At 60.8% G+C, this 20,124-nt stretch carries 17 protein-coding genes and 1 riboswitch; of the genes, 5 read left to right on the top strand and 12 right to left on the bottom strand.

The genetic code is table 11. From position 1 onward, the window contains the following. Positions 1-55: 55 nt before the first annotated feature. The gene (ybaK, locus tag I6G90_RS17995) at positions 56-520 is read right to left on the bottom strand and encodes a Cys-tRNA(Pro) deacylase (RefSeq protein WP_005336092.1); all 465 of its coding nucleotides are present in this window, start codon (positions 518-520) and stop codon (positions 56-58) included. Positions 521-739: 219 nt separating this feature from the next. Here ybaK and I6G90_RS17990 point away from each other — a divergent pair, with 219 nt between their 5' ends. From I6G90_RS17990 to I6G90_RS17980, 3 genes are all read left to right on the top strand, one after another. Further along, complete coding sequence (locus I6G90_RS17990) at positions 740-1,156, top strand: GNAT family N-acetyltransferase (RefSeq protein ID WP_197928567.1); 417 nt, start codon at positions 740-742, stop codon at positions 1,154-1,156. Further along, complete coding sequence (locus tag I6G90_RS17985) at positions 1,156-1,698, top strand: GNAT family N-acetyltransferase (RefSeq protein WP_197928565.1); 543 nt, start codon at positions 1,156-1,158, stop codon at positions 1,696-1,698. The genes I6G90_RS17990 and I6G90_RS17985 overlap by 1 nt, the downstream gene beginning before the upstream one ends. A gap of 334 nt (positions 1,699-2,032) precedes the next feature. Then, complete coding sequence (locus I6G90_RS17980; protein ID WP_197928563.1) at positions 2,033-3,691, top strand: cell division protein FtsZ; 1,659 nt, start codon at positions 2,033-2,035, stop codon at positions 3,689-3,691. Positions 3,692-4,213: 522 nt separating this feature from the next. Here I6G90_RS17980 and thiH read toward each other — a convergent pair. From thiH to I6G90_RS17935, 9 genes are all read right to left on the bottom strand, one after another. After that, positions 4,214-5,428 carry a 2-iminoacetate synthase ThiH gene (gene thiH, locus I6G90_RS17975; protein ID WP_197931219.1) on the bottom strand — a complete coding sequence of 405 codons (1,215 nt, stop codon included), beginning with the start codon at positions 5,426-5,428 and terminating at the stop codon, positions 4,214-4,216. Between the two features lie 20 nt (positions 5,429-5,448). Beyond that, positions 5,449-6,216, bottom strand: coding sequence for a thiazole synthase (locus I6G90_RS17970; RefSeq protein ID WP_005357775.1), 768 nt, complete (start codon positions 6,214-6,216; stop codon positions 5,449-5,451). A gap of 85 nt (positions 6,217-6,301) precedes the next feature. Then, positions 6,302-6,508 carry a sulfur carrier protein ThiS gene (gene thiS / locus I6G90_RS17965; RefSeq protein ID WP_197928561.1) on the bottom strand — a complete coding sequence of 69 codons (207 nt, stop codon included), beginning with the start codon at positions 6,506-6,508 and terminating at the stop codon, positions 6,302-6,304. After that, positions 6,505-7,281 (bottom strand): HesA/MoeB/ThiF family protein, encoded by a 777-nt coding sequence (locus tag I6G90_RS17960; protein ID WP_197928559.1) that lies wholly within the window; start codon positions 7,279-7,281, stop codon positions 6,505-6,507. The genes thiS and I6G90_RS17960 overlap by 4 nt, the downstream gene beginning before the upstream one ends. A 62-nt stretch (positions 7,282-7,343) precedes the next feature. Further along, positions 7,344-8,951: a thiamine phosphate synthase gene (thiE, locus tag I6G90_RS17955; RefSeq protein ID WP_197928557.1), complete on the bottom strand. Its 1,608-nt coding sequence runs from the start codon at positions 8,949-8,951 to the stop codon at positions 7,344-7,346. After that, positions 8,948-10,954 carry a phosphomethylpyrimidine synthase ThiC gene (gene thiC, locus I6G90_RS17950; RefSeq protein WP_197928555.1) on the bottom strand — a complete coding sequence of 669 codons (2,007 nt, stop codon included), beginning with the start codon at positions 10,952-10,954 and terminating at the stop codon, positions 8,948-8,950. The genes thiE and thiC overlap by 4 nt, the downstream gene beginning before the upstream one ends. Before the next feature lie 280 nt (positions 10,955-11,234). Further along, positions 11,235-11,347: riboswitch (TPP riboswitch) on the bottom strand. A gap of 77 nt (positions 11,348-11,424) precedes the next feature. Continuing rightward, positions 11,425-11,940, bottom strand: coding sequence for a MerR family transcriptional regulator (locus I6G90_RS17945; RefSeq protein WP_197928553.1), 516 nt, complete (start codon positions 11,938-11,940; stop codon positions 11,425-11,427). A 56-nt stretch (positions 11,941-11,996) separates the two neighbouring features. Next, the gene (locus I6G90_RS17940; protein ID WP_197928551.1) at positions 11,997-12,482 is read right to left on the bottom strand and encodes a hypothetical protein; all 486 of its coding nucleotides are present in this window, start codon (positions 12,480-12,482) and stop codon (positions 11,997-11,999) included. Positions 12,483-12,568: 86 nt separating this feature from the next. Then, positions 12,569-12,991 (bottom strand): hypothetical protein, encoded by a 423-nt coding sequence (locus tag I6G90_RS17935; protein ID WP_100654676.1) that lies wholly within the window; start codon positions 12,989-12,991, stop codon positions 12,569-12,571. A gap of 88 nt (positions 12,992-13,079) precedes the next feature. Between I6G90_RS17935 and I6G90_RS17930 the strand changes: the two genes are divergently transcribed. Together I6G90_RS17930 and I6G90_RS17925 are read left to right on the top strand one after the other, a co-directional pair. Continuing rightward, positions 13,080-13,748 (top strand): response regulator transcription factor, encoded by a 669-nt coding sequence (locus I6G90_RS17930; protein ID WP_005340090.1) that lies wholly within the window; start codon positions 13,080-13,082, stop codon positions 13,746-13,748. Next, entirely contained in the window at positions 13,745-14,974 is a 1,230-nt protein-coding gene (locus I6G90_RS17925) for a sensor histidine kinase (RefSeq protein WP_197928549.1), read from the top strand. The genes I6G90_RS17930 and I6G90_RS17925 overlap by 4 nt, the downstream gene beginning before the upstream one ends. A 149-nt stretch (positions 14,975-15,123) precedes the next feature. Here the strand turns inward: I6G90_RS17925 and rimK are convergent, their stop codons facing one another. Both rimK and metH read right to left on the bottom strand, forming a co-directional pair. Further along, the gene (gene rimK / locus I6G90_RS17920) at positions 15,124-16,020 is read right to left on the bottom strand and encodes a 30S ribosomal protein S6--L-glutamate ligase (RefSeq protein ID WP_005340088.1); all 897 of its coding nucleotides are present in this window, start codon (positions 16,018-16,020) and stop codon (positions 15,124-15,126) included. Between the two features lie 231 nt (positions 16,021-16,251). Then, a complete protein-coding gene (gene metH / locus I6G90_RS17915) occupies positions 16,252-19,947 on the bottom strand; it encodes a methionine synthase (protein WP_197931218.1) in 3,696 nt (1,231 codons plus the stop codon). Positions 19,948-20,124 lie beyond the last annotated feature (177 nt).

Genomic DNA, 20,124 nt, shown 5'->3' with positions numbered 1-20,124 from the left:
CGGGGAAGTCCGGGCCGACACTGGCCCGGAGCGCGGGATCACGCCGTGCCCGGCACTACTCTTCGCCGATGGGCGCGGCGATCCACTTCATCAGCGTCAGCATATCCTGCGGCGCCACCCCGACCGAGAGGCCACGCTTGCCGCCACTCACCAGGATCTCGTCAAACTGCAGGGCCGACTCGTCCAGCACGGTAGGCAGCAGCTTCTTCTGGGCCAGCGGGCTGATGCCACCCACCTTGTAGCCGGTCAGCTTCTCCGCTTCCGCCGGTTTCATCATCTCCACCTTCTTGAGGCCGGTCGCCTTGGCCAGCTGCTTCAGGCTGCACATGCCGGATGAGGGAACGATGGCCACCACCGCCTGCTTGTCGTGATGGGCGACCAGGGTCTTGAACACCTGCGCCTCCGGCAGCCCGAGCTGGGTCGCGGCATGCTTGCCGAAATCGTCGTGGGCTTCGCACTCGTAGGGGTAGAGCTTGTGGGGAATTTTGAGCTTCTTCAGCAGGTTGATGGCAGGAGTCATGATGGTTGCCTTGAATCGAATCGCATAAAAACAAGGCCAAACAGTCTGCGCCTCACTATGGGGTGATGCAAGGGGGGTGATGCAAGTCGCAAGGGAGATGGACTGGCCGCCAGCCATGTACGCAGGCGGCGGCCGACCAGACAACTTGACCGAAGTGAACCCAAACGGGTATTGCTTTAACCCTTTGACGCCGCCACAACCCATACCGCAGGAGCCCATATGCAACTAACCCCACCCCAACCGCCTCGGGACGATGAGATCGAAGCGCTGCGCATTGGTCTCTCGGGCTTCAACAAGGGTCACGCCGGCACCCATCTGCGCGAGCGGATCGCCAGCTTTATCAAGGATGAAGATGGCAAGGTACACGGCGGCATCATCGCCGACATCAAGTGGGGCTGGCTGCATGTCGACTGGCTCTGGATCGACGAAAGCATCCGCCGCGATGGCTGGGGCGGCCGCCTGCTCGGCGCCATGGAGCAGTACGCCCAAAGCAAGGGCATCAGCAACTACCATCTGGAAACCACCAGTTTTCAGGCCCTCCCCTTCTATCAGAAGCAGGGCTACGAAGTCTTTGGCCAGCTGCCCGATATGCCGCCGGGGCATATCAGTTACTTTCTGAAAAAGCAGGACAAGTGATGACATTCCAGCGCCTTGCCAACGCTCAACTCGTGATCCGCCCGTTCGAACCGGGCGATGCCGACGAGCTTGTCCGCGCGGCCCACGAATCCATCGAGACGGTCGGCAAATGGATGAGCTGGAGCTCCCGTTCATTTACTCGGGAGAGCGCGCTGGAGTGGTTTGCCAGCTGCGAGCAGGATTGTGCGGTGGGACGCGCCTTTGACATGGGCATCTTCTGCGCCACCACCGGCCAACTGCTGGGTGGCGCAGGTATCAACCAGCTGTCACCCCATCATCGCTACGGCAACATCGGCTATTGGGTGCGGCAATCCCGCCAAGGCTGCGGCATCGCCCGACAGGCGGTCGCCCTGCTCCGTGACTTTGGCTTTCAGCAGTTGGGTCTATTTCGGCTGGAGATCGTGATGGGAATCGGCAACAGCGCCAGCGAAGCTGTGGCCATCGCTGCAGGGGCAACCTTTGAATGCAGGGCAAGAAATCGCATCTTCCTACATGGCCAGCCCCTTGATGCGCATATCTATGCTCTTGTTCCCGCAGACTGAATCTTGTAGCTATGCGGCTCTGAGGGCTAGCCTGAAATAAAGAAAAATTGTATTACGCCTTCATTTAGGCACACCATAGGTCACGCTATCGAGAGGTAAAATGATCAGCATCTACAAATTTTTCTACATTGCCGAATCTGGATAATCATAAATATGAATGCAACACAATAAAGCAACACGACCTCTATAAAACTTGAACTAACTCAATGTATTACCCAGCAAGTATTGTAGTATACATTACAGAAGTTATTATTGGACTTCATTTAAGCCATTTTTTGTATGAAGATAAGATCCACCCGATAATTCCCGAATGTTTGATTTCTAGGATGAATATATGTTTGAATTTTTAGACGCCCCTGAAGAATATGTATCCCCAGTAGTCTTAGGAATTGGAAGCGTTGGATGCAAAATTGTTGATGACATATTCAAGTCCAACGATCTAGAAGAAGCAGACATTAAAAAGATATATATTCACTCATCATTGGAAATAATAAACAGACATACCAAAAATCAGGGTGAGTCAATATTAATAAGAGAACACGTTCATTTCATTGATGAGGAAATTGAGAAGGCAATAGAAGGTTCCAATGTTGTTTTTTTAGTATCTGGCTTAGGAGGAGAAACTGGCAGCCAAGTGTCTCCATATATTGCTAAGATTGCCAAAAGGCTGGGTATATTATGCATCGGATTATTTTCATTCCCATTTAGCTTTGAAGGTAGGAGTAAAATACTACATTCACAAAAGGCATATTTATCATTATTAGAACATACAGACTCTTTGGTTTGTATAGAAAACGATAGATTTTTGGAATCCAACTTAAAGAATAATTCATTAAGTAAAACAAGTGATTTATTCTATGACTCGAATAACCATTTCCGTGCAGTGATAAAAGGAATGATAGATCTAGTTACCCGTCCGGGGTTGATAAATGTTGATCTAGATGATGTTAAAACCATAATTAGGAACATGGGTTTAAGCACTGTCGGTTATTCATTTCAAGATGGGGAAGAACGCGCAGAATTAGCTGTGAGAAAGCTATTAGAATCTCCTGCATTACAGAGTCATGACATCTCAAAAGCCAAAGGGATTTTAGTTAATATTACTGCCGGCATGGATATGACAATTGAAGAGTTTGAAATTGTTGGCAATGTAATAAGAGAGTTCGCAAATAAAAATGCTACTATCGTGATGGGTACGGTTATAGAGCCTGAATTATCAGATAAGATGAGTGTCACAATAATTGTCACTGGCTTGCCAGAACTGCCCATTGACAAAACGATAGCAAAAGATGACTTTGACATAGTTAAGCTTTCAAAATCAATCACTTTCGAGCCTCACCAAGCCAGTGCAGGGTTGTCAATACTGTCATATTTCAATGAATTTCTTCATCAAAAATATTCTGGCGTAGAAGCAAAAGTCAGCATTGAACAATTAGGGCACAAAGTTCTTTTAATCGTTGAGACTCCTTCTGGGAATGTAGAGAAAATAGAGAAATCCTTATCTGAATTCGGCTTGGCCGTCATTGGAGAAAAATCCCCTAATGATATTCTAGAATCTAGCCATCATGTTGAAAAAATGAAAATGAAACTGGAAATGGCCGCCATGGAGCTAAAATTCAGCAATCAAATAATAATGATATACAAAGAAGAGAATGATGATTATAAAACTAGAGTAAATTCTCTCGAAAATCAGATGAAATCTCTTCAGCAGGTCATATGCCAAAGTTTAACAAAAAACCAAGACAACATTGCAATGCAGATGTCGAGTTATAGTCAACTACCGCAAGAACTACTTTCATTGTTACGTAACAATATGAACAATGAAATATCTACGGAATCCTACCAGAACATAAAAAATGAAATCGAGAAACATGTAACGGATGACCAAACAGCAATAACACTAAAAACACTAGCAGAAAATGTTTTTTATGGTGTAGCTGGTAATTCTATGTATCAATTAATAACAACTGTTTTATCAAGCTTACCAAAATAGTGCCGCTATACCGTAGGTGCAATGGACGAAGTAAATTGCACCATACGACTCCCCCTGAGGTTATGGTGGGCACGGTTTTGGTTCCCCCTCTTATTCGCCGAGGCGAACCCGTTTGTCCAGGCCGCGATACAGGATGTCGAGCGAGCGGCGCCGGGCCATGGATGGCCCGTCGCCGCGTGCCGTCGGACAAGCAGGTGAGCCGAAGGCACCCGACGTAAGTCGGGCGAATAAGCAGGGGTGGCCTTTCTTTTGGTGACTTTTCTTTGGCCACGCAAAGAAAAGTCACTCGCCCAAGCCCGAAGGGCGGGCGAAACCCCTTCGAGGCCAGCGGCCTCGCGTCCTGCACGGCGAAGCCGTGCCACCACACAACGGCCCCTGCCGCCAACGCCATACCTCGAAACGGACGATTACGCCTACCGGCTAATCGACCCTACGATTGCACGGTGCAGCCGTGCCTGCTTGCCACAGGCACGGAGTCTGGCTGGACGCCGGATGCCACCGGCAAAGGGGGCATGGCCGCCCCTATCGGCCCAAAAACGGCTCCCAATCCTTAAACACCGGCTGCAACCCCGCCTGCCGCACGGCGGCGGCGACTTCACCGACCTGGCGATCGTCGTGGATGGCGAACTGCTCCAGCTCCTCTTTATCCCCCTCGGCATAGCCACCCGGCTGGGTGCGCGACTCGGCCGACATCTGGGTGATGCCAAGGCGCACCGCGCCGTTGCGAAAGGTGGCCGACTCGCGGGTGGAGAGGGACAAGTCCAGCGTGGGCGAGAAGAGGCGCCAGGCGCAGATAAGCTGGGCCAGCTGGCGATCCGACATGACCACGGCAGGCTCCAGCCCGCCGGTGCAGGGGCGCAGGCGCGGGAAGGAGAGCGAGTAGCGGCTCTGCCAGTGGTGGCGCTCAAGCCAGCTCAGATGCTCGGCGACAAAGTAGCTGTCGGCGCGCCAGTCCGAGGAGAGACCGATCAGCGCCCCCAACCCGATTTTGTCGATACCGGCGCGGCCGAGCCGATCCGGCGTGGCGAGGCGCCATGCGATGTCCCGCTTGTTGCCGCGCAGATGGTGGCGGGCATAGGTGGGGGCGTGGTAGGTCTCCTGATAGACCATGACGGCGTCGAGGCCGAGGCTCTTCAGTTCGGCATAGTCGGCCTGCGAGAGGGGCTGCACCTCCATCCCTACCGTGCTGAAGTGGCGGCGGATGATGGGCATCACCTGCCGAAAATAGGCGAGCCCCACCTTGTGCTCGTGCTCGCCGGTCACCAGCAGCACGCTGTCAAAACCGCGCGCCTTGATGGCCAGACACTCGCGCTCTATCTCCTCTGCATTCAAGGTCTTGCGCTTGAGGCGGTTGCTCATGGAGAAGCCGCAGTAGGTGCAGTCGTTGGCGCACAGGTTCGACAGATAGAGCGGCACATAGAAGCCGATGGTGTTGCCAAAGCGCTGGCGAGTCAGCCGCTCGGCCTCGGCCGCCATCTGCGGCAAAAATGCCTCGGCAGCTGGGGAGATCAGCGCCATAAAATCCGCCAGCGTGCGGCGCGGGGCACTCAGGGCTCGCGCTACATCGGCGGCAGTTTTGGCGCGGATCTGCATGCCGATATCGTCCCACTCCAGCTCCTGCCAGCGGTCGAGAAAGGAAGGCTCCTTAGCCCTCAACCCCGGCGCCCTCACCCCCTCTCCCAGAGGGAGAGGGGGGCAAACCTCTGGCTGCCCTTGGGGCAAGGGGGAGATGTTCATGGTCGCCCCTATGTCATGACTCATAACGCCCCCAGAAAATCGGTGAGCGGGCTGGAGGCTTGTGCCTGCAGGGCGCGGGCGCCAAGGCCTGCCTCATAGGCGCTGCGACCAGCGGTGCAGGCCAGTGCAAAGGCACGGCCCATTGCGACCGGGTCGCCGCTCACCGCGATGGCGGTGTTGACCAGCACGGCATCGGCGCCCAGTTCAAAGGCGGCGGCGGCGTGGCTCGGCGCACCTATGCCTGCATCCACCACCACAGGCACATTGGCCTGCTCGACGATGATGGAGAGAAACTCCCGGGTCACCAGCCCCTGATTGGAGCCGATGGGCGCGCCAAGCGGCATCACGGCGGCGCAGCCCACCTCTTCCAGCCGCTTGCAGAGCACGGGGTCGGCGCCGCAGTAGGGCAGCACCACAAAGCCCTCTTTCACCAGCTGCTCGGCGGCTTTCAGCGTCTCGATGGGGTCGGGCAGCAGATAACGCGGATCGGGGTGGATCTCCAGCTTCAACCAGTTCGTCCCCAGCGCCTCGCGGGCCAAGTGGGCGGCAAACACCGCCTCGGCGGCGGTCTTGGCGCCTGAGGTGTTGGGCAGCAGCTTGACCCCGAGTTGCAACAAGGGGCTGAGGATATCGTCGTGGGCCTTGCCCGGTTCGAGCCGCTTGATGGCCATGGTGACGAGCTGGGAGCCGCTCGCCTCGATGGCGGCGGCCATCAGATCCGGGCGGGCAAACTTGCCGGTGCCGGTAAAGAGGCGCGAAGAGAAGGTGTGATCGGCAATTGTCAGCATGTCAGCCTCCGGCCACTGCGATAAGAAGAGATGAGGTTCCGCCGCAAGGCAGAACACGCGAAGATGGGACTGCGAGCATCATGGGTCAGCCTCCGGCAATGGCGGTAAAGAGGTGAAGTTCATCTCCGTCATTGAGACGGGTCTCGGCCCAGCGGCCACGGGGCAGCACGGCGCCGTTAAGGGCCACCGCTACGCCCTGTGGATTAACGTCTTGCGCCGTCAGCAGGTCGGCCACGCTCTGCCCTGCCGCCAGCGGCTGGGCTTTATCGTTGAGTCGAATGGTGAGGGTCATGAGGTGATCTCCTTATCGTGTGTCGAGCATCGGCGCTGCCCGCAAACCGGGCAATCGGGGTCGGGGGCCAGAGTGAGGGTTTGCCACTGATGGGTCAGGCCATCGAAGCGGCGCAATGTGCCAGCGACCGGGCTCGGCATCCTGAGCAACAGTTTCAGCGCCTCCAGCGCCTGCAAAGAGCCCATCACCCCGACCAGCGGGCCGGTGACGCCGCTGGTCTCGCAGCTCTCCTTGATCTTGGTATCGAGCGGATAGAGGCAGGCGTAGCAGGCGTGATCGCTGCTGGTGCGCGCCATCAGCTGCCCCTGCCAACCCACTGCGGCGGCGGAGATCCAGGGCTTGCCCTGCCCCACGCAGGCGGCGTTGATGGCATGACGGGTGGCGAGGTTGTCGCAGCAGTCGATCACCAGATCTACCTCGGCCACAAACTCCGGCAGGCTGGCAGCATCGAGCCGCTGATTGATGGCGATCAGCTCCACCAGCGGGTTGTGGGCGGCCAAGCGCTCGCGGGCCAGCTCCGCTTTGGAGTGGTTGACCGCCTCGGAGTCGAACAGGATCTGGCGCGGCAAGTTGCTGGAATCGACCGTATCGCCATCGGCCAGCCACAAGGTGCCCACCCCGGCCCCGGCCAGATAGAGGGCCAGCGGCGAGCCGAGCCCGCCCAAGCCCACGATCAGCACGGACTTATCTTTCAGCCGCGCCTGCCCCGCCTCACCCACTTCCGCCAGCATCAGCTGGCGGCCGTATCTGAGGTATTCAGCATCAGCCAACATCAGTGCCTCCCCATACGGCCAGCGAGGTCAGCTGGCGAACTGAATCGCGCAAATATTCCGTATCAGAGAGCATGTTCCACCTCCCGCATAACGGTGGCCGAGCGCGGCTCATCCCCCGCCCCCACGGCAGCGAGTAGCCGCTCGGTCGCCCCCTGCCAGTCGTCGCTGGCAGTGATGGCCGAGACCAGCGCGATACTGCCGACCCCGCTCGCCTTGACCGCCGCCACCCGCTCCTCGCTGATGCCGCCGATGGCCACCGTCGGCCACTCCGCCATCAGGGCGCGGTAGCGGTGCAACCGCACCAGCCCCTGCGGACGCGAAGGCATCGCCTTGGTGTTGGTCGGGAAGATATGTCCCAACGCGATATAGGAGGGGGCCAGCTCGCGGGCCCGCATCAGCTCGAAGTAGCCGTGGGTGGAGATGCCAAGGCGCAGTCCGGCCGCCTGAATGGCGGCGAGATCAGCCGTCTCCATATCCTCCTGCCCCAGATGCACGCCCCAGGCGCCCGCCTCGATGGCCTGCTGCCAGTAGTCGTTGATAAAGAGCCGCGCCCCATGACGGCGACCAAGCTCAACCGCATCGCGAATAGCCGGTGCCACCTGAGCGGCGGGCAGATTCTTGATCCTGAGTTGGATGGTCTTGACCCCCTGCCCCAGCAGGCGGCGCAGCCACTTGACCGAATCGACCACCGGATAGAGACCGAGGTTGTGTTCGGTCGGCGCGAAGGGGCCCTGCGGCAGGCGGGCGCTGCTTGTCTCATAAAGTCCGAAGCGGCGATCGAGGGTTGAACCCGCCAGCACGGCGCGGGGGAAGTGGGCAAGATCAGCTGGCCAGCCAAGATGGGCGATGGGGCCGGGGCCTGCGCCAACCCCCTGCGCCGCCGCCAGCCCCTGTTGCAGGTAGGCACGCGCCAGGGTGATGGCGTCTTCCACCGGATAATCCTGCGCCACCACGGCGGCGATGGCGCTGGCGTAGCAGCAGCCGGTGCCGTGACCGTGGCGGGTATCGAGGCGCGGAGCCGCCAGCCAGAACTCGCGGGTCTCATCCTGGTAGTAATCGAGGCAGAGATCGCCGCTCCACTCCAGATGACCGCCCTTGACCAGCACGGCGCGGGCACCGAGTTCGCGCAGGCGGCGGGCGGCGAGGCGCACCAGTTCGGGGCTGCTGACCGGCAAGCCGGTCAGGGCTTCCAGCTCGGGGCCGTTGGGGGTGATGAGCGACAGGCGTGGCAACAGCTGCTCGCGCACCGCCTCCAGCATATTGGGCTCCGCCATCGGGGTGCCAGTGCTGGCGATGGCCACTGGGTCGTAGACCACGAAGGGGGCCGGGGTGGCTGCCAGTCGGCGGGCCAGCACCTCGACATGGAGCCGGGTCGGCAGCAGGCCGATCTTGATGGCGGCAGGCGGCAGATCGACGTTAAGGGCGTCGATCTGGGCGGTGAAGGTCTGCATCAGCACGGGGTCGACCATCTTCACCGCCACCGAGTTCTGGGCGGTGATGGCGGAGATGACCGAGCAGCCGTGCACGCCGAGGTCGTGCAAGGTGTGCAAGTCGGCCTGAATACCGGCACCGCCACCGGAGTCTGAACCAGCGATGGTCCAGACCACAGGCAGCGAGTCCGTCATGGGCAACAGATCGGCGGGGCTGACAGCCCCGCTTGCGCTGCTCACGCCTCCTCCCCTGCGGCCTGTTTCAGCGCCGCCGCCTGATGGTAGATCTCGCCGCCAGTCTCCTTGAAGGTCTCAGCCATGCGGGCCATGCCGCTCTCGACCTGAGCCACCACCTGCTCCTGCTGGCCGTCCATACCGACCAGCTTGATCTCCACGGCCTCCAGCTTGGCGGCATTCAGTTCGGCGGTGTAGGCGCGCACATCCTGAGTGATCTTCATGGAGCAGAACTTGGGCCCACACATGGAGCAGAAGTGGGCCACCTTGCCGGACTCCTGCGGCAGGGTCTCGTCGTGGTAGGCACGGGCGGTGTCGGGGTCGAGGGCCAGATTGAACTGATCCTCCCAGCGGAACTCGAAACGCGCCTTGGACATGGCGTTGTCGCGGATCTGGGCGCCCGGGTGACCCTTGGCCAGATCGGCGGCGTGGGCGGCGATCTTGTAGGTAATCAGCCCCTGCTTCACATCCTCCTTGTTGGGCAGCCCCAGATGCTCCTTGGGGGTGACGTAGCAGAGCATGGCGCAGCCATACCAGCCGATGAGCGCGGCGCCGATGCCGGAGGTGAAGTGATCGTAGCCGGGGGCGATGTCGGTGGTGAGCGGGCCCAGCGTATAGAACGGTGCTTCGTGGCAATGCTCCAGCTGCTCGGTCATGTTGCGCTCGATCATGTGCATCGGCACATGGCCCGGCCCTTCGATCATCACCTGCACGTCGTACTCCCACGCGATCTTGGTCAGCTCGCCCAGGGTGCGCAGCTCGGCGAACTGGGCCTCGTCATTGGCGTCATAGACGGAGCCCGGACGCAGACCGTCACCGAGCGACAGGGCCACGTCATAGGCGGCGCAGATCTCGCAGATTTCGCGGAAGTGCTGGTAGAGGAAGTTCTCCTTGTGGTGGGAGAGGCACCACTTGGCCATGATGCTGCCGCCGCGCGAGACTATGCCGGTGAGGCGCTTGGCGGTCATCGGCACGAAGCGCAGCAGGACGCCGGCGTGGATGGTGAAGTAGTCCACCCCCTGCTCGGCCTGCTCCAGCAGGGTGTCGCGGAACAGCTCCCAGGTGAGCTCTTCGGCGATGCCGTTGGTCTTCTCCAGCGCCTGATAGATGGGCACGGTACCGATGGGCACTGGGCTGTTGCGCAGGATCCACTCGCGGGTTTCGTGGATGTAGCGGCCGGTGGAGAGATCCATCACGGTGTCGGCGCCCCAGCGGGTCGACCAGACCAGCTTCTCCACCTCCTCTTCGATGCTGGAGGTGACTGCCGAGTTGCCGATGTTGGCGTTGATCTTCACCAGAAAATTGCGGCCGATGATCATCGGTTCCGCTTCCGGGTGGTTGATGTTGCTGGGGATGATGGCGCGACCGGCGGCCACCTCATCGCGCACAAATTCAGGGGTGATGTTCTGGGGCAAACGGGCACCGAAATCGCGGCCCGGATGCTGGGTGCGCAGCAGTTCGGATCGTACCCGCTCGCGGCCCATGTTCTCGCGGATGGCGATAAATTCCATCTCGGGAGTGACGATACCGGCACGGGCGTAGTGGAGCTGGGTGACCCGGCGACCCGGCTTGGCGCGGCGCGGCTTTGGCAAGTGCTCGAAGCGCAGGTGATCCAGCCCCTCATCGGCCAGACGCTCCTGAGTGAAGGTGGAGCTGAGGCCCGGCAGCTCGTCGGTATCATCCCGCTCCAGCACCCAGTTTTCCCGCAGGCGCGGCAGGCCACGGCGCACGTCGATGGCGACCCCCTCCTCCCCGTAACGGCCCGAGGTGTCGTAGACCGGGATCGGCTCGTTGGGCTCGAACCGGGGGGCCTCTTTGGTACCGCCGACAAAGGTGTCGGCCAGCTGGATCTCCCGCAGCGGGACACGGATATCGGCGCGGGAGCCTTCGATAAAGATGCGGCGGGAGTTGGGGTGAGCCATCCCCTTGAGGTTGTCGATAAAAGTTTGGGCGCTGGATCGCTGCTCGCGGCGGCTGGATTTGGCGGTATCAGAAACATTGGTAGACATAGCAAAACTCACATTAACTGGTTGAAGTTATGGGTGTTTGCTTGTCTGGAGTTCGAGGAGAAGATGAACTTGCGGCGGGGTGTTTATATCAGGAGGGAGTGCACGCGGGATGGATCTCCGCTCTGCTGTTCTGCCGCTTTCCGCTCTCTGCACGTTGTGGGCAAGGCGCCCCACGCGCTGGACAACCGGACGGAACAGACTCCCTCCTGTGCGCCCTGACCCATCAAGGGTGATCCCTTCGATGAGCGGAAGAGGCTTGTTCCTCCTCCGGCGCGGTAACCCGCAAGTTACCCTTGTTCCCTTCGCAGGTTTTAACCTGATCAGGTTCCACGGATCCCGAATTAACGGTCTCAGCTTCGCGTCGTTCGACGGTCAGCACTCCGACAAGATGGCGCCAGTATAAGGGGGAAAATCTAAAGCACAAGCCGTTAACAATCCGGGTCAACGGCCGGTGCTGTGGTCGGACCGGGTTACACCCCGCGCGACCAGGTGCGGATCGCGGCAATCTCCGCGGCGGGGATCTGCAGGGATTCGAGGAATTCCTGATGGGCCTGTGGCTCCATCTTCTCGAACTGGATATGCCAGTTGCGCATCATCTCTTCGGTCATGCCTGCGGCCTGCATGATGGCAACCCAGCGTGCCTTGTCTACCATGGGGATCTCCTCGTGTGTCTGTTGGCGATAGAGGATGATGGCCCGCTGTTGACGCCTTAGCTCGGCGATCTCCTGCTCCAGTCGCATCAGGTGACCATCGAGGCAGGAGTGGCTCTCCTGCCGTGCCGCCAGCAGGGTGCCGATCTCTTCGAGCGGCAGCCCCATGGCGCGAAAGCTGGCGATCTGCCGCCCCCGTTCCAGCTCGGCCTCGCCATAGCGGCGATAGCCGTTCTCCCCGCGCAGGGCGGGAAGCAGCAGACCGAGGCGTTCGTAATAGAGCAGAGTGGTACGGCTCAGGCCCAGTTCTCTGGCCAGCCGGGTAATCGTCAACATAGGGGTTCCTTCATCCAACGGGCAGAGGATAAACCCGCCTATTGTAGACGGGTCAACTACTCCTCCGGATTGACGACAAGGATTTCGCTTAAGCGGCCCTGTTCGTCGCGGCTCAGCACCAGCTCGCTCCCGGTGTGCAGATCGGCAGCCGAGCCGTTAACCCAGCGCACCTGTGGATTGAGTGGCACAGTGCCCAGGGTGGCCAGTGTGAGTTGCCGGTCATCGAAAGATTGCAGGCGATCTTGCGCCCGTTGCCAGGGCTGATTGGTCAACGGGGCTCTGGCGGCCAGCAGCTCAATCCGGGTGGCAACGCCATCGGCCACCAGCAGGGCGAGCTGGTCGCCGGGTTTGAGTGGCTGCGGCCACATCTCCCCCTGCCGCCAGACGGCGGCACTGCCCTGCTCCACCTCGGCCCCCTGAAATTGCAGGCGGATGCCGTCGTTGTGCTCCAGCTCAACCAGCCACAGCTCGTCGGCTCCCGCCTGCACCGCCCAGAGCGGCACACCCAGCATCCATGCACACCACTTTCTCGATTGTTCCATCTTCGTTCGTCCCTGAACAAAAAGCCCATGCTGGACAAGCATGGGCTTCATTCGGGAGCATTTCTAATCGGAACGCAGAGATCGGATCAGTCATCCTCGCGGCAACGGCTCAGGCGCATGCCGTCAAACTTGCACTCCAGCTCCAGCCAGCGCCCTTCGAACGGCACCAGACTGTTGTCCGAGGTGGTGTAGCCCCAGATCCGCCCCCCTTCGACCGGCCCCTCCAGATCCATCTCGTCCTTGTCATCTTCGTCGAGGGCTTCGACCTTGCGCACATAGCGCACGCCGTTCTCCACCACCCCCTTCATCTCGACCCAGGTGCCGCCGAGATCATCCTCGTTGAGCCAATCCTTGAAGCGGGTCTGGTCGTCGATCACGAACGGCATGCCGTTGACCATCAGCTGGCCAAGCTGCCAGGTGGTGCGGCCGGTCAGCTTGAATTCGGTCGCCTGTGCGGTGCCAAGTGGCAACAAGATCAGCAGCAGGAGGGCGCAGAGAGACTTCTTCATCAGGGATCCTCGGGGTTACACTGGCAAACAGGATGCCGTATCCGGTGTGAAAAGAGCGTGAAACGCTCGCCAACCAGGAGAGCAAAGCATGAAGATTTTGGTAGTGGAAGACAATCCTCAGGTGGCGGAAACCATCATGGATTATCTGGAGCTGGCCGGTCACCGTCTCGATTGTGCCTATCACGGTCAGGCGGCGCTGCAACTGCTGGAGGAGCAGCGTTTCGACGTCATCATCATGGATGTGATGATGCCGCGCCTCGATGGCCTCAGCACGGTGGCTCGCCTGCGCGAGCAGGGGATTGCCACTCCCGTGCTGTTTCTCACCGCCCGCGACAGCCTGGAGGACAAGCTGGCAGGCTTCAAGGCGGGAGGGGATGACTATCTGGTCAAGCCGTTCGCCATGGAGGAGCTGGAGGTGCGGCTGCAAGCCCTCAGTCTGCGCGGCCCGCGCGGCGATGTGGGGGCCATCAGCTTTGGCGATCTGACGGTCGATGTCGCCAGCGGCCGTGCCACCCGCGCCGGTGAGCCCCTCAAGCTCGGCAAGATCCCGTTCCGGATCCTCGCCTTGCTGGCTCGCCGTGCCCCCGCCATCGTCAGCCGTCAGGAGGTGCTCGACACCGTCTGGGGGGATGAGGAGCCCGACTCCGATGCCCTGCGCAGCCACATCTACGCCCTGCGCAACGCGCTGGACAAACCCTTCCCCACTCCCATGCTGGAGACCCTGCACGGTCAGGGCTACCGACTGGTGAGCGCATGAGCCTGCCGAGCCTGCGTCGCCGCCTGATCATGGCGCTCGGCGGCGCTGGCGTGGTGCTGCTGATCCTGCTCTCCGGCCTGATGCTGGTGGCCGAGGACAAGATGGAGGAGCTGAGCCTGCGCCACTGGCTGGAGGCGGAAGTGACCCGCTACAGCGATGACTGGCTGCGACTCGGCCCGGCGGCGGCCGCCCCGAGCCCCAGACAGTTCTCCAGCTACTGGACCGAGGCGGGCCGCCTGCCGAAATGGTTGAAGCCCTACCGGACCCCCGGCTTTTTCGAGCATCAGCTGGGCAAGGAGGACAAACACTTTCTGGTGGCCCGTCACCCCTCCGGCGAGGGACTGCTCTATCTGGTGTTCAACGACGACGCCGATGACTACCTCGACCCCTACGAAGACAAGCTGCATCTGGCCACCCGGCTGATCGGGGTAACCCTGCTGCTGGGCTGCCTCGGCTTCGGCATCTGGCTGGTGCGCCATATCACAGGGCCGCTGCAACGGCTGCAACAGAGGGTCGCCCACCTCACCCCGGATCAGGCGGATTTCGAGCCAGACGCCCCCTGGCAGGAGCTGCGGGATATCGAGCTGGCGCTGCTGGCCGGCAAGCAGGAGGTGAGCGCTGTGTTCGCCCGCGAGCAGGAGTTCAGCCGCTTCGCCAGCCACGAGCTGCGCACCCCCAACATGGTGATCCAGGGCTCGGCCGCGCTGCTTGGCAAGGTGACAGATCTGCCCGCACCGGCCGCCCGCGCCACCACCCGCATCCGCGCCGCCGCCGACGAGATGGCACTGCTCACCGAGACCTTCCTGCTGCTGGGCCGCAAGGAGGCAGTGGAGCGACCGCTGCAGCAGGTGACCCCGCTGATCCGTCAGGAACTGGCCCGCCTCGCTCCGCTGTTGCAGCGGGAGGCACTCGATATCCGGCTTAATCTGGACGAGAGCAGCGAAGTAAACGCCCCCCTCTCCCTGCTCGCCATTGCCCTCGGCAACCTGCTGAAAAATGCCCTGAGCTATGCCGAAGGACATATCGACATCGAGCTGTGTGGCCCGGTGCTCACCATCAGCAACCCGACGGCGGCGGCGCCGGATCAGATCCTCGGCTACGGCTGTGGCCTCACCATCATCCAACGCATCTGCGAGAAGCTGGGTTGGCAGATCGATACCCGGCTGGAGGATGGCGTATTCAGCGCCCGGCTGGCGATGAGCACCAGCGACCCCACGAAGGCATAGCCCCCTCATCCCCGGCCCTTCTCCCCGTCTATTCAAAATAGTGGGAGAAGGAAGACAACAGACACCGGCAAGCCCGCTACCCACCAGCCAGATAGCAACAAGGCGCCCGAGGGCGCCCTGTTTTTATCTGACGGATGCGAGCCCGAGGCTCACTCCGCCGGTTTGTTCTTGCGGCTCGCCTTGAGTTCGAGGAACTCGATGATCTTGCCAGCCACATCCTTGCCGGAGGCAGCTTCCACCCCTTGCAAGCCGGGGGAGGAGTTGACCTCCAGCACCAGCGGGCCGCGGGCGCTGCGCAGGATATCCACCCCCGCCACATCCAGCCCCATGATCTTGGCGGCCTGCACCGCGGTAGCGCGCTCTTCCGGGGTGATCTTGATCGCCTCGGCGGTGCCGCCACGGTGCAGGTTGGAGCGAAACTCCCCCGGCTGGGCCTGACGGCGCATCGCTGCCACCACCTTGCCGTTGACCACCAGACAGCGGATGTCGGCGCCATTGGCCTCGCGGATATACTCCTGCACCAGAATGTTGTTGTTGGTCTGGATAAAGGCCTCGATCACGCTCTCGGCGGCCTTCTGGGTCTCGCACAGCACCACGCCAATCCCCTGGGTTCCCTCCAGCAGCTTCACCACCAGCGGCGCCCCGCCCACCATGGTGATGAGGTCAGGCACGTCGTGGGTGCTGTGGGCATAGCCGGTGATGGGCAGGCCGATGCCGTGGCGGGAGAGCAGCTGCATCGCCCGCAGCTTGTCGCGGGAGCGGCTGATGGCCACCGAGCTGTTGAGGGCCATGGTGTTCATCATCTCGAACTGGCGCAGCACGGCGGTGCCATAGGCGGTAATGCTGGCCCCGATCCGGGGGATCACGGCGTCATAACTTCCCAGCTCCCCACCCTCGTAGTGAATGGAGGGGTTGTGGGAAGCGATATTCATATAGCAGCGCAGGGTGTCGAGCACCTCGACCTGATGACCGCGCGCCTGCGCCACCTCGACCAGACGGCGGGTGGAGTAGTTTTTCGGCTCACGGGATAAAATGGCGATCTTCATGACAATTCCGCTAGAAGGCTATGCCTGGGCAGGATGGGGCGGGAGAGTATAAGGTGCCACAGCGCCAAGACAACGCCAATTGTTTCTCCTGACAACAAGACAAACCACGCCAGACCGCACGCTACCCTGTCACTGTGACCAACAGGTTAAACGGCGGCTCTGCGCAGGTTGTTCAACCCGAGCAAGGATGCCGCCGTTTCTCGTTAAAGATCAACCGGTGTCACGCGGGAGTCAGTTCAGGTTTGGCCCCAACCAGCGCTCGGCCTCGGCCAGCGTCATCCCCTTGCGGGCGGCGTAATCTTCCACCTGATCGTGCTGGATCTGCGCCACCGCGAAGTATTTGCTCTCGGGGTGGGAGAAGTACCAGCCGGACACCGCCGCCCCCGGCCACATGGCGTAGGATTCGGTGAGCTGCATGCCGATGGCCTGCTCGACATCCAGCAGCTCCCAGATGCTCCCCTTCTCGGTGTGCTCCGGGCAGGCCGGATAACCGGGGGCCGGACGGATGCCCTGATAGTTCTCGCGAATAAGCTCCTCGTTGCTGAGGGCTTCATCGGGGGCATAACCCCAGTGCACCTTGCGCACCTGCTCGTGCAGGTACTCGGCAAAGGCTTCGGCCAAACGGTCGCACACCGCCTGAATGAGGATGGCGTTGTAGTCGTCGTGCTGCGCCTTGTAGGCCTTGGCGATGGCCTCCTCACCGATACCGCCGGTCACCGCGAAGGCGCCGATCCAGTCGGGCTTGCCGCTCTCTTTCGGCGCCACATAGTCCGCCAGACAGTAGTTGGGGAAGCCCTGCTTCTCGCTCTGCTGGCGCAGGTGGTGCAGCACCTTGATGACCTCGGTGCGGGACTCGTCGCTGTAAACCTCGATGCTGTCCCCCACTGCGTTGGCCGGGAACAAGCCGATGATGCCGGCACAGCGCACGCTCTGATCCTTTTCCAGCTGGTCCAGCATGGCGTTGGCATCGGCAAACAGCTTGGTCGCCTCCTCGCCTATGATCTCGTCTTCCAAGATGCGCGGATACTTGCCCGCCAGCTCCCAGCTCAGGAAGAACGGCGTCCAGTCGATGTAGGGGCGCAGCACCGAAATAGGCACGTTTTCGAACTTCTGGACCCCGAGCTCGCGGGGCTTGGGTGGCTGGTAGCCAACCCAATCCAGCTGCTGCCGGTTAGCGCGGGCATGGGCCAGACTGACCGGGCGGGAGCGCGGCTGCTTGCGGGCATGCTGATCCCGGGCAATCTCGTACTCCTTGTCGATGCGGGCGACAAACGCCTCCTTGAGATCCGGGCTGAGCAGGCTCTGGGCCACCCCCACCGCACGGGAGGCGTTGGAGACATAGACCACCGGCTCCGAGTAGTTCTGCTCGATCTTCACCGCAGTGTGCGCCTTGGAGGTGGTGGCACCGCCGATCAGCAGCGGCAGCTTGAAGCCCTGACGCTCCATCTCCTTGGCCACGTGCACCATCTCGTCCAGCGACGGGGTGATGAGACCCGACAACCCGATGATATCGGCGCCGACCTCACGCGCAGTCTTGAGAATCGTCTCGCAGGAGACCATGACCCCGAGGTCGACAATCTCGAAGTTGTTGCACTGCAGCACCACCCCGACGATGTTCTTGCCGATGTCGTGCACGTCCCCTTTGACGGTGGCCAGCACGATTTTGCCGTTGCTGGAGCCACCCGATTTTTCCGCCTCGATATAGGGCTGCAGATAGGCCACCGCCCGCTTCATCACCCGAGCCGATTTCACCACCTGCGGCAGGAACATCTTGCCCGCGCCGAACAGGTCACCGACCACGTTCATGCCATCCATCAGCGGCCCTTCGATGACGTGCAGCGGCTTCTCGGCCCCGGCGCGCGCCTCTTCGGTATCCTCTTCGATAAAGTCGGTGATCCCCTTGACCAGCGCGTGCTCCAGCCGCTTGCCCACCGGCCAGCTGCGCCACTCCTGATCACGCGGATCCTCCGCCTGGGCTCCGGCACCGCGATACTTCTCGGCGATGGCCAGCAGCTCCTCGGTGGCGTTGTCATTGAGGTTGAGCACCACCGCCTCGACCTTCTCTTTCAGCTCGGCCGGAATGTCTTCGTAGATGGCAAGCTGGCCGGCGTTGACGATCCCCATGTCCATGCCGTTCTTGATGGCGTGGTAGAGGAAGACGGCGTGAATGGCTTCCCGCACCGGTTCGTTGCCGCGAAACGAAAACGAGACGTTGGAGACGCCGCCGGAGATCATGGCGTGAGGCAGGTGCGTTTTGATGTCCTTCACCGCCTCGATGAAATCCACCGCGTAGTTGTTGTGCTCGTCGATGCCGGTCGCTACCGCGAAGATATTGGGGTCGAAGATGATGTCTTCCGGCGGGAAACCGACCTGATCCACCAGGATCCGGTAGGCACGCTGGCAGATCTCGAACTTGCGGGCGCGGGTGTCGGCCTGACCCATCTCATCGAACGCCATCACGATAACGGCGGCACCGTAACGGCGCAGCAATCTGGCCTGCTGGATGAACTTCTCCTCCCCCTCTTTCATGGAGATGGAATTGACCACCGGCTTGCCCTGCACGCACTTGAGGCCAGCTTCCAGCACCTCCCACTTGGAGGAGTCGATCATCACAGGCACCCGGGCGATATCCGGCTCACCGGCGATAAGGTTCAGGAAGCGTACCATGGCCGCTTCGGCGTCCAGCATCCCCTCGTCCATGTTGATGTCGATGATCTGGGCGCCGCTCTCTACCTGCTGCTTGGCAACATCGAGCGCCTCGTCGTAGAGCCCCTCCTTGATCAGCCGCTTGAACTTGGCCGAACCGGTAACGTTGGTGCGCTCCCCCACGTTCACGAACATGGATTCGGGGGTAATGATCAGCGGCTCGAGGCCCGACAGGCGGCAAGCTATCGGCAGCTCGGGCAACACGCGCGGCCTGATACCCGCCACGGCGTCGGCCATGGCGCGGATATGGGTCGGGGTGGTACCACAGCAGCCACCGACCATGTTGAGGAAGCCGCTTTGGGCCCACTCGCGGATATGCTCCGCCATCTCGACGGCATCGAGGTCGTACTCGCCGAACGCATTGGGCAGACCGGCGTTGGGGTGGGCGCTGACGCAGGATTCGCTGATGCGAGACAACTCCTCCACATACTGGCGCAGCTCATCGGGCCCCAACGCACAGTTGAGGCCGAACGAGACCGGTTTAACGTGGCGCAGGGAGTGGTAGAAGGCTTCGGTGGTCTGGCCGGAGAGGGTGCGGCCGGAGGCATCGGTAATGGTGCCGGAGATCATCACCGGCAGGCTGTAGCCCAGCGCCTCGAACACCCCTTCCACCGCGAAAGCCGCGGCCTTGGCGTTGAGGGTATCGAAGATGGTTTCGATCAGGATGATGTCGGCGCCGCCCTCGATCAGGGCGTGGGTCGATTCGGTGTAGGCGGCCACCAGCTGGTCATAGGTGACGTTGCGCTTGCCGGGATCGTTCACATCCGGCGAGATGGAGGCGGTGCGGTTGGTGGGGCCCAATACCCCTGCCACGAAGCGCGGCTTGGCGGGATCTTTTGCCGTCCACTCGTCGGCCACGGCGCGGGCCAGACGGGCGGCTTCCCGGTTGATCTCGGCCGAGAATTCTTCCATCTCGTAATCGGCCATGGCGATGCGAGTGGCGTTGAAGGTGTTGGTCTCGAGAATGTCGGCCCCGGCAGCGCAATACTGCTCGTGGATCTCGCGGATCACCGCCGGACGGGTCAGCACCAGCAGATCGTTGTTGCCCTTGATGTCGGTATGCCAGTCGGCAAACCGCTCACCCCGATAATCGGCTTCGCCCAGTCGGTAACCCTGGATCATGGTGCCCATAGCCCCGTCGATGATCAGGATCCGCTCCCTGAGACAGGCTTCCAGCTTCTTTGTTACGTCCGACTGCTTGCTCGGCTCTCTGCTCGACATTTCGTTCGACACCGCGTGTTCCTCTTACATCCATGCAACTGCGTAAACAGCATCCTAACAGCAAACAAATAAAATGGAAATCTAGCCGTCTATCAGTCCAAACAGAACACCATATACTCATTTATGGGTAATGAGTAACATAGGGCCCGAGAGTAACCTATGCCCGTCCTGTATAGG

The organism is Aeromonas allosaccharophila (assembly GCF_016026615.1).
Taxonomy (GTDB): domain Bacteria; phylum Pseudomonadota; class Gammaproteobacteria; order Enterobacterales; family Aeromonadaceae; genus Aeromonas; species Aeromonas allosaccharophila.
Note: the sequence above shows the minus strand (reverse complement) of the source record. Positions and strands in the feature narration are given on the sequence as shown.

What these genes read in the sequence shown, in the direction of transcription:
- I6G90_RS17985 (WP_197928565.1), top strand. Translation starts at nt 1,156, where the DNA reads ATGACATTCCAGCGCCTTGCCAACGCTCAACTCGTGATCCGCCCGTTC.
- thiC (WP_197928555.1), bottom strand. Translation starts at nt 10,954, where the DNA reads ATGTCTACCAATGTTTCTGATACCGCCAAATCCAGCCGCCGCGAGCAG.
- rimK (WP_005340088.1), bottom strand. Translation starts at nt 16,020, where the DNA reads ATGAAGATCGCCATTTTATCCCGTGAGCCGAAAAACTACTCCACCCGC.
- ybaK (WP_005336092.1), bottom strand. Translation starts at nt 520, where the DNA reads ATGACTCCTGCCATCAACCTGCTGAAGAAGCTCAAAATTCCCCACAAG.
- I6G90_RS17940 (WP_197928551.1), bottom strand. Translation starts at nt 12,482, where the DNA reads ATGGAACAATCGAGAAAGTGGTGTGCATGGATGCTGGGTGTGCCGCTC.
- I6G90_RS17945 (WP_197928553.1), bottom strand. Translation starts at nt 11,940, where the DNA reads ATGTTGACGATTACCCGGCTGGCCAGAGAACTGGGCCTGAGCCGTACC.
- I6G90_RS17925 (WP_197928549.1), top strand. Translation starts at nt 13,745, where the DNA reads ATGAGCCTGCCGAGCCTGCGTCGCCGCCTGATCATGGCGCTCGGCGGC.
- I6G90_RS17990 (WP_197928567.1), top strand. Translation starts at nt 740, where the DNA reads ATGCAACTAACCCCACCCCAACCGCCTCGGGACGATGAGATCGAAGCG.
- metH (WP_197931218.1), bottom strand. Translation starts at nt 19,947, where the DNA reads ATGTCGAGCAGAGAGCCGAGCAAGCAGTCGGACGTAACAAAGAAGCTG.
- I6G90_RS17980 (WP_197928563.1), top strand. Translation starts at nt 2,033, where the DNA reads ATGTTTGAATTTTTAGACGCCCCTGAAGAATATGTATCCCCAGTAGTC.
- I6G90_RS17930 (WP_005340090.1), top strand. Translation starts at nt 13,080, where the DNA reads ATGAAGATTTTGGTAGTGGAAGACAATCCTCAGGTGGCGGAAACCATC.
- I6G90_RS17935 (WP_100654676.1), bottom strand. Translation starts at nt 12,991, where the DNA reads ATGAAGAAGTCTCTCTGCGCCCTCCTGCTGCTGATCTTGTTGCCACTT.
- thiH (WP_197931219.1), bottom strand. Translation starts at nt 5,428, where the DNA reads ATGAACATCTCCCCCTTGCCCCAAGGGCAGCCAGAGGTTTGCCCCCCT.
- I6G90_RS17970 (WP_005357775.1), bottom strand. Translation starts at nt 6,216, where the DNA reads ATGCTGACAATTGCCGATCACACCTTCTCTTCGCGCCTCTTTACCGGC.
- I6G90_RS17960 (WP_197928559.1), bottom strand. Translation starts at nt 7,281, where the DNA reads ATGTTGGCTGATGCTGAATACCTCAGATACGGCCGCCAGCTGATGCTG.
- thiS (WP_197928561.1), bottom strand. Translation starts at nt 6,508, where the DNA reads ATGACCCTCACCATTCGACTCAACGATAAAGCCCAGCCGCTGGCGGCA.